The sequence below is a fragment of the Streptomyces sp. NPDC018031 genome, assembly GCF_044327625.1.
Taxonomy (GTDB): Bacteria; Actinomycetota; Actinomycetes; order Streptomycetales; family Streptomycetaceae; genus Streptomyces.
Window position 1 is genome coordinate 17,802 of the sequence record NZ_JBIRFT010000026.1, and the last position, 22,602, is coordinate 40,403.

At 77.7% G+C, this 22,602-nt stretch carries 4 protein-coding genes; 3 read left to right on the forward strand and 1 reads right to left on the reverse strand.

The genetic code is table 11. The features are described 5' to 3' along the window. Positions 1-61 precede the first annotated feature (61 nt). A complete protein-coding gene (gene prcB, locus ACH4B3_RS32225; RefSeq protein WP_398468968.1) occupies positions 62-907 on the reverse strand; it encodes a proteasome subunit beta in 846 nt (281 codons plus the stop codon). 205 nt (positions 908-1,112) lie between these two features. Between prcB and ACH4B3_RS32230 the strand changes: the two genes are divergently transcribed. From ACH4B3_RS32230 to ACH4B3_RS32240, 3 genes are all read left to right on the forward strand, one after another. Then, on the forward strand, positions 1,113-2,945 hold the full coding sequence (locus ACH4B3_RS32230) for an acyl-CoA dehydrogenase family protein (RefSeq protein WP_398468970.1): 1,833 nt from the start codon (positions 1,113-1,115) through the stop codon (positions 2,943-2,945). Positions 2,946-3,549: 604 nt separating this feature from the next. Next, on the forward strand, positions 3,550-17,106 hold the full coding sequence (locus ACH4B3_RS32235) for an amino acid adenylation domain-containing protein (protein WP_398468972.1): 13,557 nt from the start codon (positions 3,550-3,552) through the stop codon (positions 17,104-17,106). Beyond that, positions 17,099-22,567, forward strand: coding sequence for a beta-ketoacyl synthase N-terminal-like domain-containing protein (locus ACH4B3_RS32240; protein WP_398468974.1), 5,469 nt, complete (start codon positions 17,099-17,101; stop codon positions 22,565-22,567). Before ACH4B3_RS32235 ends, ACH4B3_RS32240 begins: the two co-directional genes overlap by 8 nt. Positions 22,568-22,602: the final 35 nt, after the last annotated feature.

Genomic DNA, 22,602 nt, shown 5'->3' on the forward strand with positions numbered 1-22,602 from the left:
CGGGGTCCGGGCGTGGACCCCGGGAGCGGGCGTCACGGGACGGGCGCCCCGGGAACGGGTGTCACAGGACCGGCGCGACCGGCCCGTTGGGGGCTTCCAGACGGCGGTCGACGACACCGCGGGCGATCTCGGCCACCTCGTCCTGGGTGAGCTGCCGGTAGCCGTCCTCGGTGACCAGGGCGACCAGCGGGAACAGCTGGCGGGTGAGGTCCGGCCCACCGGTGGCCGAGTCGTCGTCGGCGGCGTCGTAGAGCGCCTGCACGGCCGCGGTGGTGATCTCGCCCTCGGACATGCCGTCGCGGTAGAGCTTCTTCAGGGAGCCGCGGGCGTAGACCGAGCCCGAACCGGTGGTGGCGAAGCCGCGCTCCTCGGTCCGGCCGCCGGTGACGTCGTAGGAGAAGATGCGGCCGACCCCCTTGTCCAGGTCGTAGCCGGCGAAGAGCGGGACCACCGCCAGGCCCTGCATCGCCATGCCGAGGTTGCCGCGGACCATGGTGGTGAGGCGGTTCGCCTTGCCGACCAGCGAGAGCGGCATGCCCTCGATCTTCTCGTAGTGCTCCAGCTCCAGTTGGAAGAGCTTGACGAGCTCCACGGCGAGCCCCGCGGTACCGGCGATGGCGACGGCGGAGTGCTCGTCGGCGGGGAAGACCTTGTCGTACTCGCGGTGCGCGATGACGTTGCCCATGGTGACCCGGCGGTCGCCGGCCACCAGTACGCCGCCGTCGAACGTCGCCGCGATCACCGTCGTGCCGTGCGGGGCCTCGAACCCCTCATGCGCGACGGGCAGTTTCCGGTTGGCCGGGATCAGGTCGGGGGCCTGGGCCGACAGGAACTCGATGAAGGACGAGCTCGCGGACGCCGTGAAGGCGGGCGGCAGGCCGCCCGTGCCGCGGGGACCGGTAGTCATACACGTTCCTTCCTGAGGCCAAGACTGGGCACGCTGGCCCCGTAGCCTACCCGCCACCTGATCGGATAAGCGCGAGCGAAGGAGACGAGGAGCACAACAGGGGGAACATACTTTCGCATCGCAGGGGTAAGCATGATCCGCGCGCGATCGCATGATCCATGTACGACCGGCCGGCACGGCCCCGGCCCGTTGCACGGGAGGACGCATGACATCACGGCCCCTCAACCAGGTGAACGTCCCCGGAACCTCCAGCTTCCTGGAAGAGATCTTCCGCGGGTCGTTACGCCTCGACCTGATTCATCCGTTCCCCGAGCAGCCCGAGGACGACCGCAAGACCGGTGACGCCCAGGTCGCCGAGGCCAAGGAGTTCGCCCGCCGGCTGGTCGACCCCACCGACCTGGAGTCCGCGCGCGCACTGCCCCGGGCGGTGGTGGACGAGCTGCGCGGCAGCCCCTACGTCAAACTCCAGAGCCCGGTGGAACTGGGCGGGCTCGCCCTGTCCGACCTCAACACCTTCCGGGTCGTCCAGGCGATCGCCAGCTGGTCACTCCCGCTCGGCCTGTTCATCGCGATCCAGAACTCCATCGGCTTCGCCCCCCTGCTGCGGATCCTGCCGGACGGCCCGCTGCGGGCCATGCTGACCGAACGGGTCGCCGAGGGCCTGATATCCAGCTTCGCCGACACCGAGCCGAACGGCGCCGCCAACCACCGCCGGGAGACCGTCGCGGTCCCGGCCGAGGACGGCGACGGCTACCTGATCACCGGCGAGAAGGTGTTCAGCGGCAACGCCGCGTTCGCCGAGCTGCTCGGCGTGGTGGCCACCGTCCACGAGGCGGAGCGGGAGACCCGGCGGCTGTTCGTGGTCGACCCCGCCGCGCCCGGCGTACGGCGCTCCGCCGACCACGAGTTCATGGGCATCAAGGGGTTCCCGAACGGCGGCTTCAGCCTCGACCGGGTCCGGGTGCCGGCGGACCACGTGTTCGTGGAGAACCCCAGCCCGCACGACGTGCGGATCACCGCGCAGGCCGGCGGGCTGGCGATCCTGGGCCGGATGTACCTCATCGCGGCCCCGTCCCTGGCCATCGCCAAGCTGTGCCTGCAGTGGCAGCGGGAGTTCGTGAACCGGCGCAGCGTGGACGGCGTCCCACTCGGCGAGTACGAGGAGATCCAGCACCTGATCGGCGAGTCGCTCGCCGACACGTTCGCGCTGGAGGCCGTCGCCGAGTGGAGCCTGCTCTGCGAGGACCTGGGCCTCAACCCGCTCGCCGAGCAGAACGCCGCGAAGAACCTGTGCTCCGTGCTCTGCTGGGGCGTCGTCGACCGCACCATGTCGCTGTACGCGGCCGAGGGGTACGAGACCGCGGAGAGCAAGGCGCGGCGGGGCGCGCCGCCGGTGCCGCTGGAGCGCGCCTTCCGGGACGCCCGGGGCCTGCGGATCTCCGGCGGGGTGGACTTCCAGCTGGACTACTGGATGTCCAAGTTCGTGATCTTCTCCTACCACCGGGCCGGGGTCGTCGACGGCGGCACGCCCCCGGAGGCCGCGGAGCGGGCCCGGCAGCGGCTCGCGGCGGCGCTGAACGTCCGCAACCAGCGGCACCTGGCCCAACTCCAGGTGTGGGTGGACCGGTTCCGCGAGCGGTGTGCCGAGCTGGCCCGCAGCCACCCGGACGACGCGGCGCTCTTCGCCCAGGAACGCACCCTCATCGCGGTGGCCCGGCTGGCCGCCGAGGTCATGGCGGCCAGTCTGGTGCTGGCACGGGCGGCCCGGCGCACCGCCGAGGGCGACACCGAGGCCCAGGACCTGGCCGACGTCTACTGCACCGGGGCGCTGCGCCGGATCGCCGACCACGCCCGCGAGGCGGACGACCCGGAGCGCCCCGACACCGGCCGGGTGAGCCGGAAGTGGATCGGCGGCGACGACCGGGACGAGCTGCTGCGGGACATCGTCACGGAGACCGGAGCCGGGACGGGGGCCGGGGCGGCCGGGGAGACGGCCCCGGCGACGGCCACCGGCCGGGCCCCGGACACCGAGCGGTAGCGCCGGCCGGGAGCGGCGCCGGTCCGGTCCGCCGGGGAGCCCGGCGGCGGAGCCGGCCCGGCCGCGTCGACGCGCGTCACCGGGCCCGTCGCGGGGCCGCGCCGGGGGCCCGTCCGGAAGCCGGCGGCCACCGAGGAGCCCCCGGGGGCACCGCGCCCCCGGCCCGGGACGTCCCGTGGGACCGCGCCCGGCACCACCGCGTCCGCCCCCGGGCCCCCGGGCCGGCGAGCCGGCCCTCCGCGCCCACCACGGCGGCGCCCCGGCCGTCCGCCGGAGGTACCGGCACGCCGCCGGTGGTGTCCCGGCCCGGGGCCGGCCGGGACACGGCACGGGGCACCGGGCCGGGCCGCCCGGTTCGGCACCGGATGACCGGGGCCGGACCCGGACCACCGCACCGCGCGCCCCGCTCCACCGCCCCGCCACGCCCGGCCCCTTGGCGCCGGCCCGACCCGGCCCGACCCGATCCCCTGGCCCCGATCCGGCGCCGCCCCGCCCCGCCCCGGCCCGTCCCAGCCACCCGGCCCGACCCGATCCGTCCCAGCCACCCGGCACGCCGCCGCACCGAGCCACCGCAGCGAGCCACCGCACAGGAGAGGGAAACGCGATGGTGTCCACCCCCGCCCACCCGCTGTCCCCCGCGCAGTCCGGCATCTGGTACGCGCAGAGCCTGGACCCGGAGAGCCCGGCCTACCACTGTGTCCAGTACCTCGACATCGCGGGACCGGTGGACGTCGGCACCCTCGTCGCGGCCGTCGAGCACACCGTCCTGGAGACCGACGGCCTGCACGTGCGGTTCACCGAGCGGGGCGGCGAGCCGTGCCAGGTCCCGCGGGAGCCGGCCGCCCCGCAGGTCGCGGTGCGGGACCTGACCGCGGAGGCCGACCCGTTCGCCACCGCGCTGCGGTGGATGCGGGAGCGGCTGCCGGTGCCGTTCGACCTCGCCGCGGGCCAGGTGTGCGACTTCGCGGTGCTGCGGGTGTCCGGCGACCGGACCCTGTGGTTCCAGCGCTACCACCACCTGGTCACCGACGGACACACCTTCAACCTCCTGGCGCGCCGGGTGGCCCGGGTCTACGGCGCGCTGGCCGCGGGCCGGCCCGTCCCCGGCAGCCCGTTCCAGTCCCTCGGCGCGGCGCTGGAGGAGGACGCGCGCCACCGGGCCTCGACGGCGTTCGCGGTGGACCGCGCGTACTGGCGGGAGCGGTTCGCCGACCGGCCGCGGCCGGTGGACCTGGCCGCCGGGCCGGCCGCCGGGGCACACCGGATGCGGCGCACCGCACTGGAGCTGACGGCCGGGGAGGCGGACTGCGTCCGGGCCGCCGCGCGGGCCGCCGGCACCAACTTCCCCCGGGCGCTGATCGCCGCCGTCGCCGCCTACACCCACCGGATGACCGGACGCGAGGACGTGCTGCTGGGCCTCGGCGTGCGCGGCCGGCGCACCCCCGGGTCCGAGCGGTTCCCCGGGATGATGTCCGACGTACTGCCGCTGCGGCTGCGCGTCGAGGACGGCACCACCTGGACCGGGCTGCTGACCGCCACCCACCGGGCGGTGGCCGAGGCGGTCGCCCACCAGGGCTACCGGAGCGAGGACCTGCGCCGGGAACTCGGCTGGCCGGAGCGCCGGCGGTTCGCCGGCCCGGTGGTGAACCTCGTACCGCCGCTCGGGCCGATCGACTTCGCGGGCGCCACCGGGGTGCTGCACAACCTGTCGGTGATGCCGACCGAGGACCTCAGCGTGCTCAGCTACCTGCACCCCGGCGGCGAGCTGAGCCTCACCCTCGACGCGCACCCCGACCGGTACGACGAGGCCGCGCTGGCCGGCCACCGCGAGCGGCTGACCGGGCTGCTGCGCGCGGTCGGCCCGGACGCCCTGGACCGGCCGGTGACCGACCCCGTCCTCACCACCCCCGGCGAGCGCGACTGGCTGCTGCACACCTGGAACGCGGCGCCCCGGCCACTGCCCGAGGCCGGGCTCGGGGAACTCTTCCGGCAGCAGGCCGCGCGCACCCCGGACGCGGTGGCGGTGAGCGGCGCCGACCCGGGCACCGGGACCACCATCGAGCTGAGCTACGCCGAACTGGACCAGCGGTCCGAGCGGCTCGCCGGGCACCTGCGGGAGCGGGGGATCGGCGCGGGCAGCCGGGTCCTGGTCTTCATGGAGCGGTCGGTGCCGCTGCTGACCGCGCTGCTCGCGGTGGTCAGGACCGGCGCGGCATACGTCCCGCTGGACGAGCGGCAGCCCGTCTCCCGGCTGCGCACCCTGATCGCCGAGACCGGCGCGGACCTGCTGCTGGTGGACGCGACCACCCGCGGACTGCCGGTGGTGCGCGAACAGGCCGACGCCGGGGCGGCGGTGCTCGACCCGGCCGACCCCGGGACCGGTGCGCCCGCGGCGGGCGCACCGGGCGAGCCGGTGCCCGCGGACGCCGTGGCCTGCGTGATGTACACCTCCGGCTCCACCGGCGTACCGGCCGGCGTCCAGGTGACGCACCGCAACATCACCGCCCTCGCCCGGGACCGCTGCTGGCGCGGCGAGGCCCACCGGCGGGTGCTGTGGCACTCGCCGCACGCCTTCGACGCCGTGCTGTACGAACTGTGGGTGCCGCTGCTGTCCGGCGGCCGGGTGTGCGTGGCGCCGCCCGGCCCGCTCCAGGCGGCGACCCTGCGCGAGATGGTCCGCCGGCACCGGGTCACCGCGGCCTGGCTGACCGCCGGGCTCTTCGGCGCCCTGGCCGAGGAGGACCCCCGCAGCCTGCGCGGGCTGCGCGAGGTGTGGACCGGCGGCGATGTGGTGCCGCCGGCGGCCGTGGCCCGGGTGATGGAGAACTGCCCCGGCATCGCGGTGGTCAACGGCTACGGCCCGACCGAGACCACCACCTTCGCCACCCGGCACCGGATGACCCGGCCGCCCGCCGGGCCGGTACCGATCGGGCGGGCCATGGACGACACCACGCTGTACGTGCTCGACGCGCAGCGGCGGCCGGTGCCCCGCGGGGTGCCGGGCGAACTGTGGATCGGCGGCGCGGGCGTGGCCGCCGGGTACCTCAACCGCCCGGCTCGGGACCGGTTCCACGACAACCCCTTCCACCCGGGCCGCATGTACCGCACCGGCGACCTGGTGCGCCTGCTGCCGGACGGCACCCTGGCGTTCCTGGGGCGCGCCGACGACCAGGTGAAGATCCGGGGCTTCCGGGTCGAGCCGGCGGACGTCGAGGTGGCGCTGGAACGCCACGCGGAGGTGGCCCGGGCCGCCGTGGTCGCCCGGCCCGGCCCGGACGGCGGCAGACGCCTGGTGGCGTATCTGGTGCCCGCCCCGGGCGCCGGGCCGGACCCGGACGCGGACCCGGGAGCCGCCCCGGACGGCGCCGGGGAGGACGCCGGGCGGACCGGGCCGGCGGGTGCCCCGGCCGGCCCGCCGGTGCGCGGCGCCGACGGCGAGCGGGTGCGCGAGTGGCAGCGGATCTACGAGGACATGTACCGGGAGGGCGCCGACGCGCCGCTCGGCGAGGGCTTCGGCGGCTGGGTGGACAGCTACCACGGGACGCCCATCCCGCTGCGGCAGATGCGGGACTGGCGGGACCGCACCGTGGACCGGGTGCTCGGCCTGCGCCCGCGCCGGGTGCTGGAGATCGGCGCGGGCAGCGGGCTGCTGCTGGCCCGCCTCGCCCCGCACTGCGCCGAGTACGTGGCCACCGACTTCTCGGCGCGCGCCATCGACACGCTGCGGGAGAAGGTGCGCGGCGACGCGCGGCTGGCGGACCGGGTGCGGCTGCTGCGGCGGGAGGCGCGGGACCTCTCCGGGCTCCCCCGGGGCCACTTCGACTGCGTCGTCGTCAACTCGGTGGTCCAGTACCTGCCGAGCGCCGGCTACCTGTCCGAGACGATGCGGGGCGCGCTGGCGCTGCTCGCGCCCGGCGGACACCTGTACGTGGGCGACGTCCGCCCGCAGCGGCTGCTGCGCGAGTTCATGACCGGCGTGGAGCTGCGCCGGGCCGCGCCGGAGAGCCCGGCGGCGCTGCGCCGGGCCGTGGAACACCGGGTACTGCACGAGAAGGAACTCCTGGTGGAACCGGAGTTCTTCACCGAACACCTGGGTGCGCTGCCCGAGGTCGCCGGGGTCGACCTGCGGATCAAACGCGGCCGGCACCACAACGAACTCACCCAGTTCCGCTACGAGGCGGTGCTGCGCAAGGCGGCCGCCCCGGCCGCGGCGGACGGGCGGGACGCGACCGGGCCCGGGGCGGCGAGTCCGTACTCGTGCGCCGGGGCGCCGGCCGTGGCCTGGGGGCACGACATCGCCGGGCTGGCCGCGCTCGGCCGCCATCTGCGCGCCAAGCAGCCGCCGGTGCTGCGGGTCACCGGGGTGCCCAACACCCGGGTGCTGCCGCTGGTGCGGGCCGGCCAGGAGGTGTGCGCGGGGGCGGCGGTCGCGGCCGCCGTGGACGCCCTGGACGGCGGCGGCGGGCCGTTCCCGCCCGACGGGTTCCCCGACCCGGAGGACTTCGTGGCCCTCGGCCACGGGCTGGGCCTGCGTACCGTGGTGACCTGGTCCGGGGCCGCGCCGGACGGCAGTCTGGACGTGCTGTACCTGGCCCCCGAGGCGCTGCCCGGCGCGGACCGGACCACCGGCGCGGACGCTTCCGGTGCCGGCGGGCCGGAGGGTGCCGGCGGGGACGGCTCGGGTGCCGGGGCGGACGGTTTCGCTGCCGGGGCGGACGGTTTCGGTGCCGACGCGGACGGCTCGGGTGCCGACGCGGACGGTTTCGCTGCCGGCGGGGTGGACTTCGTCGCCGGGACGTACCCGGCACGCCGGTCCGGTGCCGCCGGCGGGCCGCCGGACGATCCGCGCCCGGCCCCGGCCGAGGCGTTCACCAACACACCGCTGCGCACCGAGCACCACTCGGCGCTCACCGCCGCCGTGGAGTCCCACGCCCGGCGCCACCTGCCGGACTACATGCGGCCCTCGGCCTACCTGGTGCTCGACCGGATGCCGCTGTCGGTCAACGGCAAGGTGGACCGGCGCGCGCTGCCGCCGGCCCCGGAGCCGGCCACGGAACCTGCCGGGGCACCTGCCGGGGAGCCGGCCGGGGAGCGCCGGGACGGCACTCGGCCGGGCCCGGGCCCGGGGACGGACGGCGGCGGCGGCGCGGACCACTCCGGCGCGGAGGCCGGCGCGACCGAGCGGGAGCTCGCCGCCATCTGGTCCGACCTGCTGCGCGTCCCGGTGACCCCGGGCACCGCCCCGGACTTCTTCACCCTGGGCGGGCACTCGCTGCTCGCCACCCGGCTGGTCTCGCGCATCGCGGCCCGGCTGGGAGTGGAACTCTCGCTGCGCACGGTCTTCGAGAACCCGCGCCTGGACCGGCTGGCCGAGCTGGTCGAGCGGCGCTCGGCCCCCGCGCCGGACGCCGCGGACGGCATCCGTCCCCCGGGCGGCGAGCCGGACCCGTCCGGCCCGGCGGTGACCACCGGCCCGGCGACGGCCCCCCGGCCGGCCGCGGACCGGCCGGCCGCCGGCGGTCCGACCGGGGAGGCACCGGCCGCGGAACAGCCCGCGGCGACGCCGGCCGGGCGGCCCGCCGAAGCCCCCGCGACCGACGACGACCTCCCCGCCTCCGGCTTCCAGGAACGCATCTGGCTGGACGAACGGCTGCGCGGCACGGACGCCCTGTACAACGTGCCGCTGGCCTGGCGGGTCCGGGGCGGGATCGACGCCGACGCGCTGCGCACCGCGCTCGGCCGGGTCGTGGCCCGGCACGAGGTGCTGCGCACCCGGTTCACCGAGCGGGAGCGGGACGGCCGGCTGCGCCAGACCGTGGACCGGCCCTGGACCCCCGAGGTGGTGCGGTACACCGCGCCCGGCACCACCGGCGAGGAGCGCGCGGAGCACGCCCGCGACTGGCTCCGGGAGTTCGCGCGACGGCCGTTCGACCCCGCCTCCGGACGGCTGCTGCACGCCGCGCTGGTGGACCTGGCGGCGGACGGCGGCGACCAGCTGCTGGCGATCTGCCTGCACCACCTGGTGTGGGACATCGGGTCCGAACCGGCCTTCCTGCGCGACCTGGACCGGGCGTACCGGGACTGCCTGCCGGGCCCCGCGGCGGCCCCCCGGGCCGCCGCCCCGGAACGGCCCGCGCCGCCCGCCGGGCACCCGGCGGACACCCGGTACGAGGAGCGGCCCGCCACCCCGCACCAGCAGCGGATGGCGTTCGTGGAGCGCTTCGAGCGGGGCACCGTCTACCCGGACGCCCCCGTCTACCACAACGTTTCCCACCTGGTGGCGCTGGACGCCGTGCCCGACGGCGCCCGGCTGCGCCGGGCGGTGCGCGGGGTGCTGGACCGGCACCCCGCGCTGCGCACCACCGTGGTGCTCTCCGGTGAGGACTGCACCCAGCGGATACACCCGGAGATGCCCGCCGCCTGCACCGAACTGCCCGCCGCGGGGCCGGTGGACCACACCGGCGCGCCGGACCCGTCGGGCCCGCTCGCCGACTGGCTGCGGCAGCCCTTCACCCTGGCCGAGGGCCCGCTGTTCCGGGTCGCCGTCCAGCCCGACGGCACCGGCGGCGGGGTGCTCGGGCTGGTGGCCCATCTCGCCGTGGCGGACCGCGCCTCGCTGGCGACCGTGGCGGAGGAGCTGACCGCGCTGCTCCGCGACGAGCCGCTGCCGCCGGCCCCGGTGCCGTTCGCGCAGTGGTGGGAGGCGCGGGACACCGCGGCGGAGGCCCGGCAGGTGACCCGGCTCGCCGAGTGGCTGGCGGGCGGGAGTGAACCCCTGCGGCTGCCGGAGGACCGCGCCCGGGACGCGGTGCACGTCTACCGGGAGGAGTCGCTGCCGCTCCTGGTCCCGGCGGAGACCGGCGTCGCCGGCTACGCCGCCCGGGAGGGGGTGGGCGCCGAGTCCGTCCTGCTGGCGTCCTTCACCGCGCTGCTCATGTGGTACGCCGGGCAGAGCGACCTCACCGTGGGCGTGGCGAACCCGCGCCGGGACGCCGCGTCGGCCCGGCTGGTCGGCCCGGTGGACGACTTCCTGCCCGTCCGGCTGCGCGGCGGCCACCGGCGGACCTTCGCCTCCTGGGTGCACGACTGCGCGGCCGGGCTGGCCGAGGTCCGGGCCTGCGGTCTGGCGCCGTTCGACGAGGTGGTGCGCCGGGTGGCCCCGCCCAAGGACATGAGCCGGACCGCGCTGTTCGACGTGGTCCTCGACTACCAGGGCGACCACCAGGGCGACGATCAGGGCTGCGGCCGGGGCGACGAACGGGGCGACGACCACCACGGCGACGGGCCGGCCGGTGCCCGGGGGCGGGCCGGGGCGGCCCCGGTGCGGCTGCCCGCCCCGGCCGCCGGGCTGGGCAAGTACGACCTGCACCTGGTGGTGCGGCGCACCCCGGCCGGTTTCGCGGGGACGCTCCTGTTCAACGGCCTCTACTACGACCGCGCCCGGATGAGCGCGCTGGCCGGGCACTGGCAGCGGCTGCTGCGCCAGGCGCTGGCCCGGCCCGGCACGCCGCTCGGCGCGTTCGAGCCGCTGACCGAGGAGGAGCGGCACCGGCAGGTCGCCGGCTGGAACGACACGGCCGCCCGCTACCCGGAGACCACCCTCACCGGCCTGATCCGCGACCGCGCCCGGGAGCACCCGGACGCCGTGGCGCTGACCGACGGCACCCGGCACCTCGGCTACCGCGAACTGACCGACCGGGCCGAGCTGCTGGCCGCCGGACTGGCCGCCCGCGGCGTGCGGCCCGGCGACACCGTGGGGCTGCGGATCCCCCGCGGGCCCGCCCAGGTCGAAGCCGTGCTGGCGGTGCTCTTCGCGGGGGCGGTCTATGTGCCGATCGATCCCGCGGCCCCGGCCGACCGCGCCGCGTTCATCCTCGGCGACAGCGCGGCGCGCCTGCTGCTCACGGTGCGCGGCACCACGGAACCGGACCCCGCCGCGCCGGAACCGGACCCGGCCGCGCCCGCGGGCGGACCGTGCGAGGTGGTGCACCTGGAGGACCTGGAGGGCATCGGGGGCGCCGGCTCCCCGGCCCGGGCCGGCACACTGCCCGAACCCGCCCCGGACGACCCGGCGTACATCATCTACACCTCCGGCACCACCGGCCGGCCCAAGGGCGTCCGGGTGACCCACCGCAACGTGGTGCGCCTGGTGGTCAACGACCGGCTGCCGTTCGCCTTCGGGCCGGACGACGTGTGGGTGCTGGCGCACAGCTACGCCTTCGACTTCTCGGTCTGGGAGATCTTCGGCTGCCTGGCGCACGGCGGCCGGCTGGTGGTGCCGGACGGCGCGACGCTGCGCGACCCCGACCGCCTCGCGGAGCTGGTGCGCCGCCACCGGGTGACCGTGCTCAACCAGACGCCGGGGGCGTTCCAGCAGCTGGCACGGGCCACCGAAGCGCCCGGGCGGCGACTGGAGTCGCTGCGGTACGTCGTCCTCGGCGGGGCGAAGCTGGTGCCCGCCACCCTCGGCGGCTGGGCCGCCGCCCACCCGCACACCGACGTGGTCAACATGTACGGGATCACCGAGACCACCGTGCACGTCACCGCCCACACCGTCACCGCCGCCGACTTCGCGGGCGACCGCAGCCCGATCGGCACCCCCATCCCCACCACCACCGTCCACCTGCTCGACCCGCACACCACCGACGGCCCCGGCAGGCTGCTGCCGGTCGGCGCGGTCGGGGAGATCTGCGTCGGCGGGGCCGGGGTCGCCGACGGATACGTGCGGCGCCCGGAACTGGAGCGGCAGCGCTTCCTGCCCGACCCGTACGGTCCGGGGCGCCTCTACCGCAGCGGCGACCTGGGCCGCTACCGCCCGGACGGCACCCTGGAGTACCTCGGCCGGATCGACGACCAGCTACAGGTCCGCGGCTACCGCATCGAACCCGGTGAGGTCGAGGCGTGCCTGCTGGGACACCCGGACGTCAGCCAGGCCGTGGTCGGCGCCGACCCGGCGGACGCCGACCGGCTGGTGGCCCATGTGTGCTGCCCGGGGCGCGTCCCGGCCGCCTCGGAGCTGCGCGGCCACCTCGCCGGGCAACTGCCGGGCTACCTGGTCCCGTCCGTCTTCCGGGTGGTGGACCGGGTGCCGCTGTCGCCGAACGGGAAGGTGGACCGGGCCGCGCTGGCCGCCCTGGGCACGGTGCTCACCGACGCCGGGGACGGCGCGCCGCGCACCGCCACCGCGCGGGCACTGGCGGCCCTGTGGTGCGAACTGCTGCCGGTGCCGGAGGTCTCCGGCCACACCTCGTTCTTCGAGGCGGGCGGGCACTCCCTGCTGGCGGCCACCATGCTGGCCCGGGTGCGCGACCGCTTCGGGGCCGCGCTGCCGGTCCGTGCGGTGTTCGAGAACCCGCGGCTGCGGGACCTGGCGGACCGCATCGACGAGGCGGCGCCCGGCGACGGAACCGCGGCGGCCCCCGGGCACTCCGCGAACGCCCCCGACGTCGGTGACACCGGTGAAGCCGGTGACGCCGGGAGCACCCCGAACGCCGACGGCGCCGGGCACACCGGAGGCGCCCCGGACACCGGCGACGCCCGGAACGCCCGCGGCGCCGGGGACACCGGGGACGGCCCGGCGGCGGGCGGGGGACCGGCGCTGCTGGTGCCCGGCTCCGGGTTCCAGCGCCGGATCAGCCTGGACGCCCAGTTGTCCACCGGCCCCGACCCCTACGCGATGCCCCTGGTGTGGCGGGTGCGCGGGGCCCGGCTGCGCCCCGGCCCGCTCCGGCGCGCCCTGGACGCCGTGGTGGTCCGGCACGAGGCGCTGCGCACCGGCTTCGTGGAGCGCGACGGCCGGCTGTGGCAGCGCATCGGGGCGCCGTGGTCACCGCCGCTGGAGCAGGTCGACCTGTCCGGGCTGCCGGAACCGGAGCAGGAGACCCGCTGGCGGGCCCTGGTCCGGGAGACCGGGGCCACACCGTTCGACCCGGCGTCCGGCCGGCTGCTCCGGCCCGCCCTGATCGACCTGGGCGAACGCGGCCAGTTGCTGGTGCTCTGCCTGCACCACCTGATCTGCGACGGCCCGTCCCTGGGGCCGGTGCTGCGCGACCTGAGCGCCGCGTACACGGCCGCGGACACGGGAGGGGACACAGCCGCGGACACGGCCGGGGACAGCGGCCGCCCGGCCGCCCCGAACACCCCGGGCACGGCGCCCGCGGACGGCGTGGGCGCCCCGGGCGCGGCGCCGGCGGACGGCTTGGCCGCGGGCGTCGGCCACGGTACGGCGGAGACCGGCGCCGGCCCGGCGGCCGGCCTCGCCGACAGCGCCCCGCAGTACCGGGACTTCGTACGGGAACAGGAGGAACTGCCGGGCACGCCGGCCGGCCGGGCCGCCCTGGACCGCTGGCGCGAACGGCTCACCGGCGCGCCGGCCGCCCTGCCCTGGCCGGTGCCGGCACCCGCCGTCCCCGAACCCCACGGCATGGTGGACGTCCCGCTGCCCGACGCGCTGCTGGAGGGGCTGCGGGCGGTCGGCGAACGCGAGGGCGTCTCCTGGTTCATGACGGTGGCCGCCGCGTTCGCCGGAGCCCTGCACCGCTGGACCGGCACCGAGGACCTCACCTTCGGCTGCCCGGTCGCCAACCGACCCGAAGAACACCACGCCCACATCGTCGGCCCCTGCACCAACACCGTCGTCATCCGCTCCACCATCACCCCCGACACCACCCTCACCGACCTGCTCCGCACCACCCGCGAACGCGTCCTGGAAGCACTGGAGGACCAGCACGTCCCCTTCGACCACGTGATCGGCGCGCTCAACCCGCCCCGCCGGTACGGCAGCACCCCGTACGCCGACGCCGCGCTGAACATGGCGCCGCTGGAGGAGGACTACCGCCTCGGCGAGGGCACCACGCTCACCCCGCTCACCGCCGACCAGCTGGGCGGCGAGACCAAGTTCGGCGTCACGGTCACCGTCTTCCGGGAGGACGGCCGGGACCGGATCGTCCTGTCCCACCGGGGGGACCGGCTGGCCGCCCGGGACGCCGCGGCGCTCGCCCGGACGCTCGCCCGGACGCTGGGCGCGCTGGCCGGGGCGGAGCTCCGGCCGGTACTCGGCCCCGGCACCGGTGACCGGCCCGGCGCCGGAACCGGGCCGCAGTACCGGGACTTCGTACGGGAGCAGGCGGACCTGGCGGACAGCCCGGCCGGCCGGGAGGCGGTGCGGCGGTGGCGGGAGCGCCTCGCCGGGGCGCCCGCCCAGCTGCCCTGGCCGGCCCCGGACGCACCCGAGCCGCACGGGGTGGTGGAGGTCCCGCTGGCGAGTACCGCGCTGGCCGGGCTGCGGGCGGTCGGCGAACGCGAGGGCGTCTCCTGGTTCATGACGGTGGCCGCCGCGTTCGCCGGAGCCCTGCACCGCTGGACCGGCACCGAGGACCTCACCTTCGGCTGCCCGGTCGCCAACCGACCCGAGGAACACCACGCCCACATCGTCGGCCCCTGCACCAACACCGTCGTCATCCGCTCCACCATCACCCCCGACACCACCCTCACCGACCTGCTCCGCACCACCCGCGAACGCGTCCTGGAAGCACTGGACGACCAGCACGTCCCCTTCGACCAGGTCATCGAGGCGCTCAACCCGCCCCGCCGGTACGGCAGCACCCCGTACGCCGACGCCGCGCTCACCCCGGTCGTCCCGGAGGCCGAACCGCCGGTCCTCGGCGGCCACCGGCTGCACCGCTTCCCGGTGGACGGCGACGGCTCCGACTGGGCGGCGAAGGGCGCGGTGACCGCGTCCTTCCAGGAGGCGGACGGCGTCCTGCGCGGCGCCCTGGCCTACCGCGGCGACCGCGTCGGCCGCGCCGAGGTGGAACGGCTGGCCGCACTCGCCGCCGCGTTCCTGGACGGCATCGCCCACCGCCCGCACGCCCCGCTGTCCGCACTGCCCCGCACCACACCGGCCGAACGCGCCGCGCTCGCCCGGTGGGAGGAGGGCCCGGCCGCCGCGCCCCCCACGACCGTGCCGGATCTCCTGGCCGCCCGGGTGGCGGCGACCCCCGACGCGGTGGCGGTGGACGCCCCCGGCGGACCGCTGACCTACCGGTCGCTGGACGCGCGCGCCCGGTCGCTCGCGGCGCGCATCCGGCCCGTGAGCGGCGCGGACGGCACCACGCCCCGGGAGACCCCGGCGTCCGGGGACGCCGAGGGGCAGCCGGGGCGGCCGGAGACCGGGAACGCGGCCGGGACCGACGGGCCGGTGGTCGCCCTGCTGCTGGGACGCGGACCCGACCTGGTCGTCGCCATCCTGGCGGCCTGGTACGCCGGTTGCGCGTACTGCCCGGTCGACCCGGACTACCCGCCCGCCCGGATCGGCTACATCCTGCGGGACCTCGGGGCGCGGGTGGTGCTCACCGACACCCCGGACCGGCTGCCGGACAGCCTTCCCGAGGGGCCGGCGGGCCCGCTCACGGTGCTCCCGGTGGCCCCGGACCCGCGGGCCGCGTCCGGCCCGGCCCCGGACCCCGGCCCGGACGCCGGCCCGCCGGCCGGTGCCGCACCCGGCCTGCCGGACCGCGCCGCACCCGGCCTGCCCGGCCCCGACGACCCGGCGTACGTGCTCTACACCTCGGGCACCAGCGGCGCGCCCAAGGGCGTGGTGGTGCGGCACGGCGGTCTGGCGCAGCACGCCCACTGGTTCGCCGGAAACATCGCGCTGCGGCCCGGCGACCGGGTGAGCCAGCTGATCAACGTCGGCTTCGACGTCTCCGTCTCGGAGACCTGGCCCACCCTGGTCGCGGGCGCGACGCTGGTGCCCCACCCCGGCGCGGTGTCCCCCGGCGAGCTGTCCGGCTGGCTGGACCGCAACCGGGTCACCGTCGCGCTCGCCCCGGCGGCGCTCGCCGAAGCCGTCTGGCAGCACGGCGAACCGCCCGGTGCGCTGCGCGCGCTGCTGTACGGCGGAGAGGCGCTGCACACCGCCCCGCCCGCCGGACTGCCGTACCGGCTGGGCAACTTCTACGGGCCCACCGAGGCCACCGTGACCGCCGTCTGCCACATGTTCCCGACCGGTCCGGAGGCCCCGGACGTGTCCGCCTCCCCCGCCTCCCCCGCCTCCCCCGCCGGCCCGGAGGCCCCGGGCGGGCCCGGCGGCTTCCGGCCCGGCCGCATCGGCCGGCCGGTCGCCGGGGTCCGGGTCCACGTCGTCGACGAGGCGGGCGACCGCTGCCCGGTCGGCGTCCGGGGCGAGATCCTCATCGGCGGCAGCGGGGTGGCCCGCGGCTACTGGCGGCGCCCGGAACTGACCGCCGACCGCTTCCGGCCGCACGGGCCGGAGGGCGCGCCCGGCCCCGTCTACCGCACCGGCGACCTGGGGCGCTGGCTGCCGGACGGCACCCTGGAGTTCCTCGGCCGGGTGGACCGGCAGCTGAAGGTGCGCGGCCACCGGATCGAGCCGGCGGAGATCGAGGCCCGGCTGACGGCCCACCCGCTGGTCCGGCAGGCCGTGGTGCATGCCTGGCCGGACTCCGCCGCCCAGTTGGTCGGCTACCTGGTGACGGACGGCCCGCCGGACTCCCCGGCCGGCGCGGCGGCGGACACCGCCGGCGTGCTGGCGGCGCTGCGCGAGACGCTCCCCGCCCACCTGGTACCGGACGCCCTGGTCCGGCTCGACCGGCTGCCCCTCACCCCGCACGGCAAGGTGGACCACCGGGCCCTGCCCCGGCCGACCCGGGCGGACCTGGTGGGCGGTGCCCCGCCGGTGGCGCCGCGGGACGAGCGGGAGACGCGGGTGGCCGCGCTCTGGCGCGAGGTGCTGACGGCCGGCGAGGTCGGCGTCCACGACAACTTCTTCGACCTGGGCGGCAACTCGCTCCGGCTGGCCACCCTGCACCGCAGGCTGGAGGCGGAGTTCGGAGTGGAACTCCCCATCCAGCGGCTCTTCGAGCACCCGACCGTGCACGCCCAGGCGCGGGCCCTGGGCGAGGCGGCAGGCACCGCCGACGGCGGCCCCGCACCGGCCGCACCGTCCGGAGCCTCCGGGCCGTCCGGGCCGTCCGCCGACGAGCTGCGGGAAAGGGCCGACCGCAGCCGCCAGGCCCGGCGCCGCAACCGCCGCACCCCGCGCGCCGGACACCACGAACGGGACACCCGGGGCCCGGACCCGTCGCCCGGACCGGCGGCCCGGCAGGGCCAGGACCCGCAGGAGGAGAGCGATGCATGAGGACGCCATAGCCGTCGTCGGTCTGGCCTGCCGGCTGCCCGGCGCCGCCGACGCCCGGCAGTTCTGGGCGAACCTGGTGGCCGGCCGTGACACCGTCACCCGCTTCACCCGCGAGCGGCTGCTGGCCGCCGGCATCGACCCGCGGACCGCGGACCGGCCCGACTTCGTGGCCGCCCGCGGGGTCGTGGACCGCGCCGACCACTTCGACTGGGAGTTCTTCGGCTACAGCCACGGCGAGGCCCGGGGCATCGACCCGCAGCAGCGGATCTTCCTGGAGTGCGCCGCCACCGCGCTGGACGACGCCGCCGTCGACCCGCACCGCTTCCCCGGGCCGATCGGCGTCTTCGCCGGGTGCGACGCGGTGCCGCTCGGCGCGTCGCAGGAGGAACTGGTCGCCCAGGTGCTCGGCCGGGACAAGGACTTCCTCGCCACCCGGGCCGCCTACAAACTGCGGCTCACCGGGCCCGCGATGACCGTGCAGACGGCCTGCTCCACCTCGATGGTCGCGGTGCACCAGGCCGTCCAGAGCCTGCTGGGCTACGAGTGCGACGCCGCCCTCGCCGGCGGGGTCGGCCTGTTCTTCCCCGAGGTCACCGGCTACGTGTGGGAGGAGGGCGGCATCCTGTCGGCGGACGGCCACTGCCGCCCGTTCGACGCGGACGCCTCCGGCACCGTCTCCAGCTCCGGCGCCGGGGTGGTGGTGCTGCGCAGGCTGGAGGACGCGCTGCGGGACGGCGACCGGGTGGTCGCCGTGATCCGCGGCACCGCCGTGAACAACGACGGCGGCGAGAAGATCGGCTTCACCGCCCCCTCCCCCACCGGCCAGCGGGACGTCATCCGCGCGGCCCTGGCCCGCGCCGACGTCGACCCGGCCGACATCGGATACGTCGAGGCACACGGCACCGGCACCCGGCTCGGCGACCCGGTGGAGGTGGCCGCGCTCACCGCCGCGTTCCAGGACGGCGGCGGCCCGGCCGGCGGCTGCCTGCTGGGCGCGGTGAAGGGCAACATCGGCCACACCGGCTCGGCCTCCGGCGTCAGCGGCCTGATCAAGACCGCGCTGCTGCTCCACCACCGGGAGCTGGTGCCCACCGCGCACTTCCGCCGGCCCAACCCGCTGCTGAAACTGGAGACCACCCCGTTCACGGTGGCCGACCGGCACGGCCCCTGGCCGGCCGGGCGGCCGCTGCTCGCCGGGGTCAGCTCGTTCGGGGTCGGCGGCACCAACGCGCACGCGGTCCTGGAGGCGGCCCCGACCGCCCCCCGGACGGCCGCCACCGGGGCGGCGGGGCGCGGCCCGCGACTGCTGGCGCTGTCCGCCGCCTCCCCGGCGGCGCTGCGCCGCACCCGGGCGGAGCTGGCCCGGCACCTGGCCGAGGACCGGTCCGGGGCCGGCGACCTGGACGCGGTGGCCCGCACCCTCGCCGACGGCCGGCGCCGCCATCCCTACCGGGGCGCCGTGGTGGCGCGCGACACGGCGGAGGCGGTGACCGCGCTGCGCGCCGGGGCGGCCGAGGACGGCGGGCCGGCCGGGGCACCGGCCCGCACCGGCCCGGCCACGGTCGCCTTCCTCTACCCCGGCCAGGGCACCCTGCGTCCCGGCGGAGCCGCCGCCGGGCCCTACGCGGCGCTGCCCGCCTTCCGCGACGCCTTCGACGAGGTACGGGACCTGACGCGCCGCCAGGCGGACGTCGACCTGGCCCCGCTGCTGGGCACGGCGGGCAGCGGCTCCGCCGCCCCGGCGGAGTGGCACCTCGACCCGGTCCACCAGCAGCTGGGGCTGTTCGCGATCGGGTACGCCTTCACCCGCGCCCTGGAGGCCTGGGGCGTCGCGCCGGCCGCCGTGCTGGGCAACAGCGTCGGCGAGTACCTCGCCGCGCTCACCGCCGGGGTGTGGGAACTGCCCGACGCCCTGCGGCTGGTGCACACCCGCGCCCGGGCCATGCGGGACACCGCCCCCGGGCGGATGCTCGCCGTGGAACTGGCCGGGGACGGCGCCCGGGAGGCCGTCGCGGAGGCCCTGGCGGAGTTCGACGACCACCCGGCCGGCCACCGGCCCGCCCGGGCGGTGGACGCTCCCGACCGGCTGGTGCTCGCCGGCACCGAGGAGCAGCTGCGCCGGGTGCGCGAACGGCTCGCCCCGCTGCCCACCCGGTTCCTGGAGACCCGACGGGCCTTCCACTCGCCGCTGATGGCACCGGCCGCCCCCGCGCTGCGCTCCTGCCTCGCCGGGCTACCGGCGCGGCCGCCCGCCGTCCCCGTGGTGTCGAACGTCACCGGGTCCTGGGCGACGGCCGGGGAACTGCACTCCGCCGACTACTGGGCCGCCCAGCTGTGCGGCACGGTCCGGCTGGACCTCGGCGCGGAGACGCTGCTCTCCAGCGCCTGCGACGTCTTCGTGGAACTGGGCCCCGGTACCTCGATGGTCCGGGCGCTGCGCGGCCACCCGCACTGGACCGAGCGGCACACCGCGGTCCCGCTGCTGCCCCGGTGGCGGAACACGGACGGCGCGGCGGGCACGGACGACGCGGCGGATGCCGGGGCCCGGGCGCTGGCGGCGGTCGGCAGGCTGTGGGAAGCCGGGACGGAGGTGGACCCGGGGCAGTTCGCGGGCCCGTCGGCACAGCGGTGCGCGCTGCCGCCGCACCCGCTGGACTCCCGGCCCTGCGGCACCGGTCTCCCCGCCACGGCCGGCCCGCGGAACGCGGACGACGCGGGGAACGCGGCGGGCGCGAGGAACGCGGACGACGCGAGGGCCGCGGACGACGCGCGGAACGCGGACGGCACGCCGAACACGGACGGCACGAGGGCCGCGGACGGCACGCCGACCTCCGGCGCTGCGCGCCCGCCGGCCGCCGAGCGGCCCGCCGGCACCGGTGACCCGGCCGGGTCACCGGCCCGCCCCCGGCTGTCCGAGCGGCCGGAGCTGTCCGCGCGGCTGGACCGCTACGCCGCCGCGCTGGTGGCCCGGTTCGCCCTGCGGACGGCCGGGCTGCGGCCCGGCAGCCGCGTCACGGCCGCGGAGCTGCGGCGCTCGCTCAGCCCGGACGGCGGGTTCGGGCGGGCCGTGGCGCTGTTCACCGACGCCATGACCGGGCACGGCTTCCTGGACCCGGAGCCGGCCGGCCCCGGCGGTCCTGCGCTGCGGGTACCCGACGACGTGGCGGAGCGGCTGGCGGCCGCCCTCGACCCGGCCGGGCTGGCCGGCGCCGAGGGCGTGCGCCGGATGCTCGACCACTGCGCCGACGCCTACCCGGACGTCCTGGCCGGTCGGCGGGAACCCGTCGGCGTGCTCTACCCGGACGGCACCGACACCTTCCTGCGGGGCTGCCTGACCGGCAACGACGTCGAGGTGACGGATGCCGGGCCCGGGCTGGAGGAGCTGGCCGCCGCGGTCCGTGCCGCCGGGCGGCGGCGGCCCGGGAGCGCCCCGCTGCGGGTGCTGGAGGTGGGCGGTGGCAGCGGCGAGCTGACCTGGCGCGTGCTGGACTCCTGGCCGTACGGCCCGCGGGACCGGTACGTCTTCACCGACATCAGCCGGCTCGCGGTCGACCGCGCCCGGGAGCGGGCCGGGCACCTCGGGGCGCGCCAGGCCGACTACGCCCGGCTCGACCTCACCGCGGACCCGGTCGCCCAGGGCTTCCCGGCCGGCGGCTTCGACGTGGTACTCGCCTACAACGCCCTGCATGTCGTCCCGGACGTCCGCGCCACCCTGCGCGGGCTGCGCGGCCTGCTGGCCGAGGGCGGCTGGCTGGGGGCCGTGGAGGTGACCCGGGTGGCGCTGTGGACCCACCTCGTCTGGGGCCTCGCCCCCGGCTGGTGGGACTTCGCGGACGATCTGCGGACCGACTCGATCCACCTGACCCCGGACCGGTGGCGGCGGGCGTTCGCCGAGGCGGGGTTCCGGGACGTCGCGGTGCGGGAGCCGTCGGCCGCCGCGGACCACGCGACGCTGTTCGCGGCACCCGAGGCCGGCGCCGCCCCCACGCCCGGTGCCCCCGCCGCCCGGGACGCCGCACCGGCCCCCGCCGGGCCGCCGGGCACCCCGGACCCCACCGACCCCACCGGGGAACCCCACACCCCGGAGCGGACCGGACCGGACCGGACCGAACCGGACACCGGCGGCCCGGACCGCCCGGGAACGGACACCGGCGGCCCGGACGCCGCCGACCCGGACCGCCCGGGGGCGGACGCCCGCGGCGGGCTGGCCCGGATCTGGACGGAGCTGCTGGGCACCGCCACGGTGCGGGCCGAGGACGACTTCTTCGCCCTCGGCGGTGACTCGCTGATGGCGGTACGGCTGCGCAGCCGGGTCCACCGGGAACTGGACCTGGCCATCCCGCTGGCCGAGTTCACCGACGACCCGACCTTCGGCCGGCTGGTGCACCTGGCCCGGGCGGCGGGCACGAACGGGGAGCCGGGCGGATCCGACACGGCCGGGGCCGGTGGGACGCCCGGGGTGGCCGGGCCGGAAGGGGCGTCTTCGGTCACCGGTGCGCCCCTCATGGCCGGAGCGACCGGGGCGACGGAACCGGGCACGGGCCCGGACACGGACACCGGCACCAACGGGGTGCCCGGGATGAGCGGGGCAAGCGGGGCAACCGAGGTGCGCGGGGCGCCCTGGGCGGCCGGGATGAGCGGGGCGACCGGGCCGGCGGCATCCCGGGGGCCGGCGGCGGGCACCCGCGCCACCTCCGCCGCGCCCCCGCCCGAACTCCTGGTGCTCCGGGGCTCCGGACCCGGCACACCGCTGTTCCTGGCCGCCCCGGCCACCGGGAGCGCCCTGTGCTACCGGCAGCTCGCCCGGTTCCTCGGCCCGGGGCGCCCGGTGTACGGCATCGACGCGCCCGGCCTCCTGCCCGGGGACGGCCGCACACCCCGCCGGGTGGAGGAACTCGCCGCCCACCACGTGCGGATCCTGCGGCAGGCGCGCCCGCACGGCCCGTACGCCCTGGGCGGCTGGTCCGTCGGCGCCCTGGTCGCCCACGAGATGGCGGCGCAGCTGGAGCGGTCCGGGGAGACCGTGGAACTCCTGCTCTACCTGGACGGCTACGCCCCCGACAGCGGCGGCCGCCCGCTCGGACACACCCCGCGGCACCTGGCGGCCGGGCTGTGGCACCAGGCCCTGGCCGCGGGCCGGCTCGGCCCCGCCGGACGCGCCGCCCGGTCGGTGCCCGGGGTGCGCGAGGTGTTCCAGGCATACGTCCGGGCCATGCTGCGCTACCGCCCCGGGCCGGTCGGCTGCGACACCGTGCTGTTCAAGACCGGGCTCACCGAACGCGGCGGCGAACGGCTCACCGCCGCGCTGCGCCCGCTGCACCCCGCCGGGCCGCGTGTGGTGCCCTGCTCCGGGCGGCACCAGACGATGCTGACCGGGCCGCACGTCCGGGTGCTGGCCGCCCAGGTCGCCGCGGAGCTGGAGCGGGCGGCCGGACGCCGGGCCGCCGGTGCGCCGGGATGACGCCGCCGACAGCGGTGGCCGGGCCCCCGGTTCGC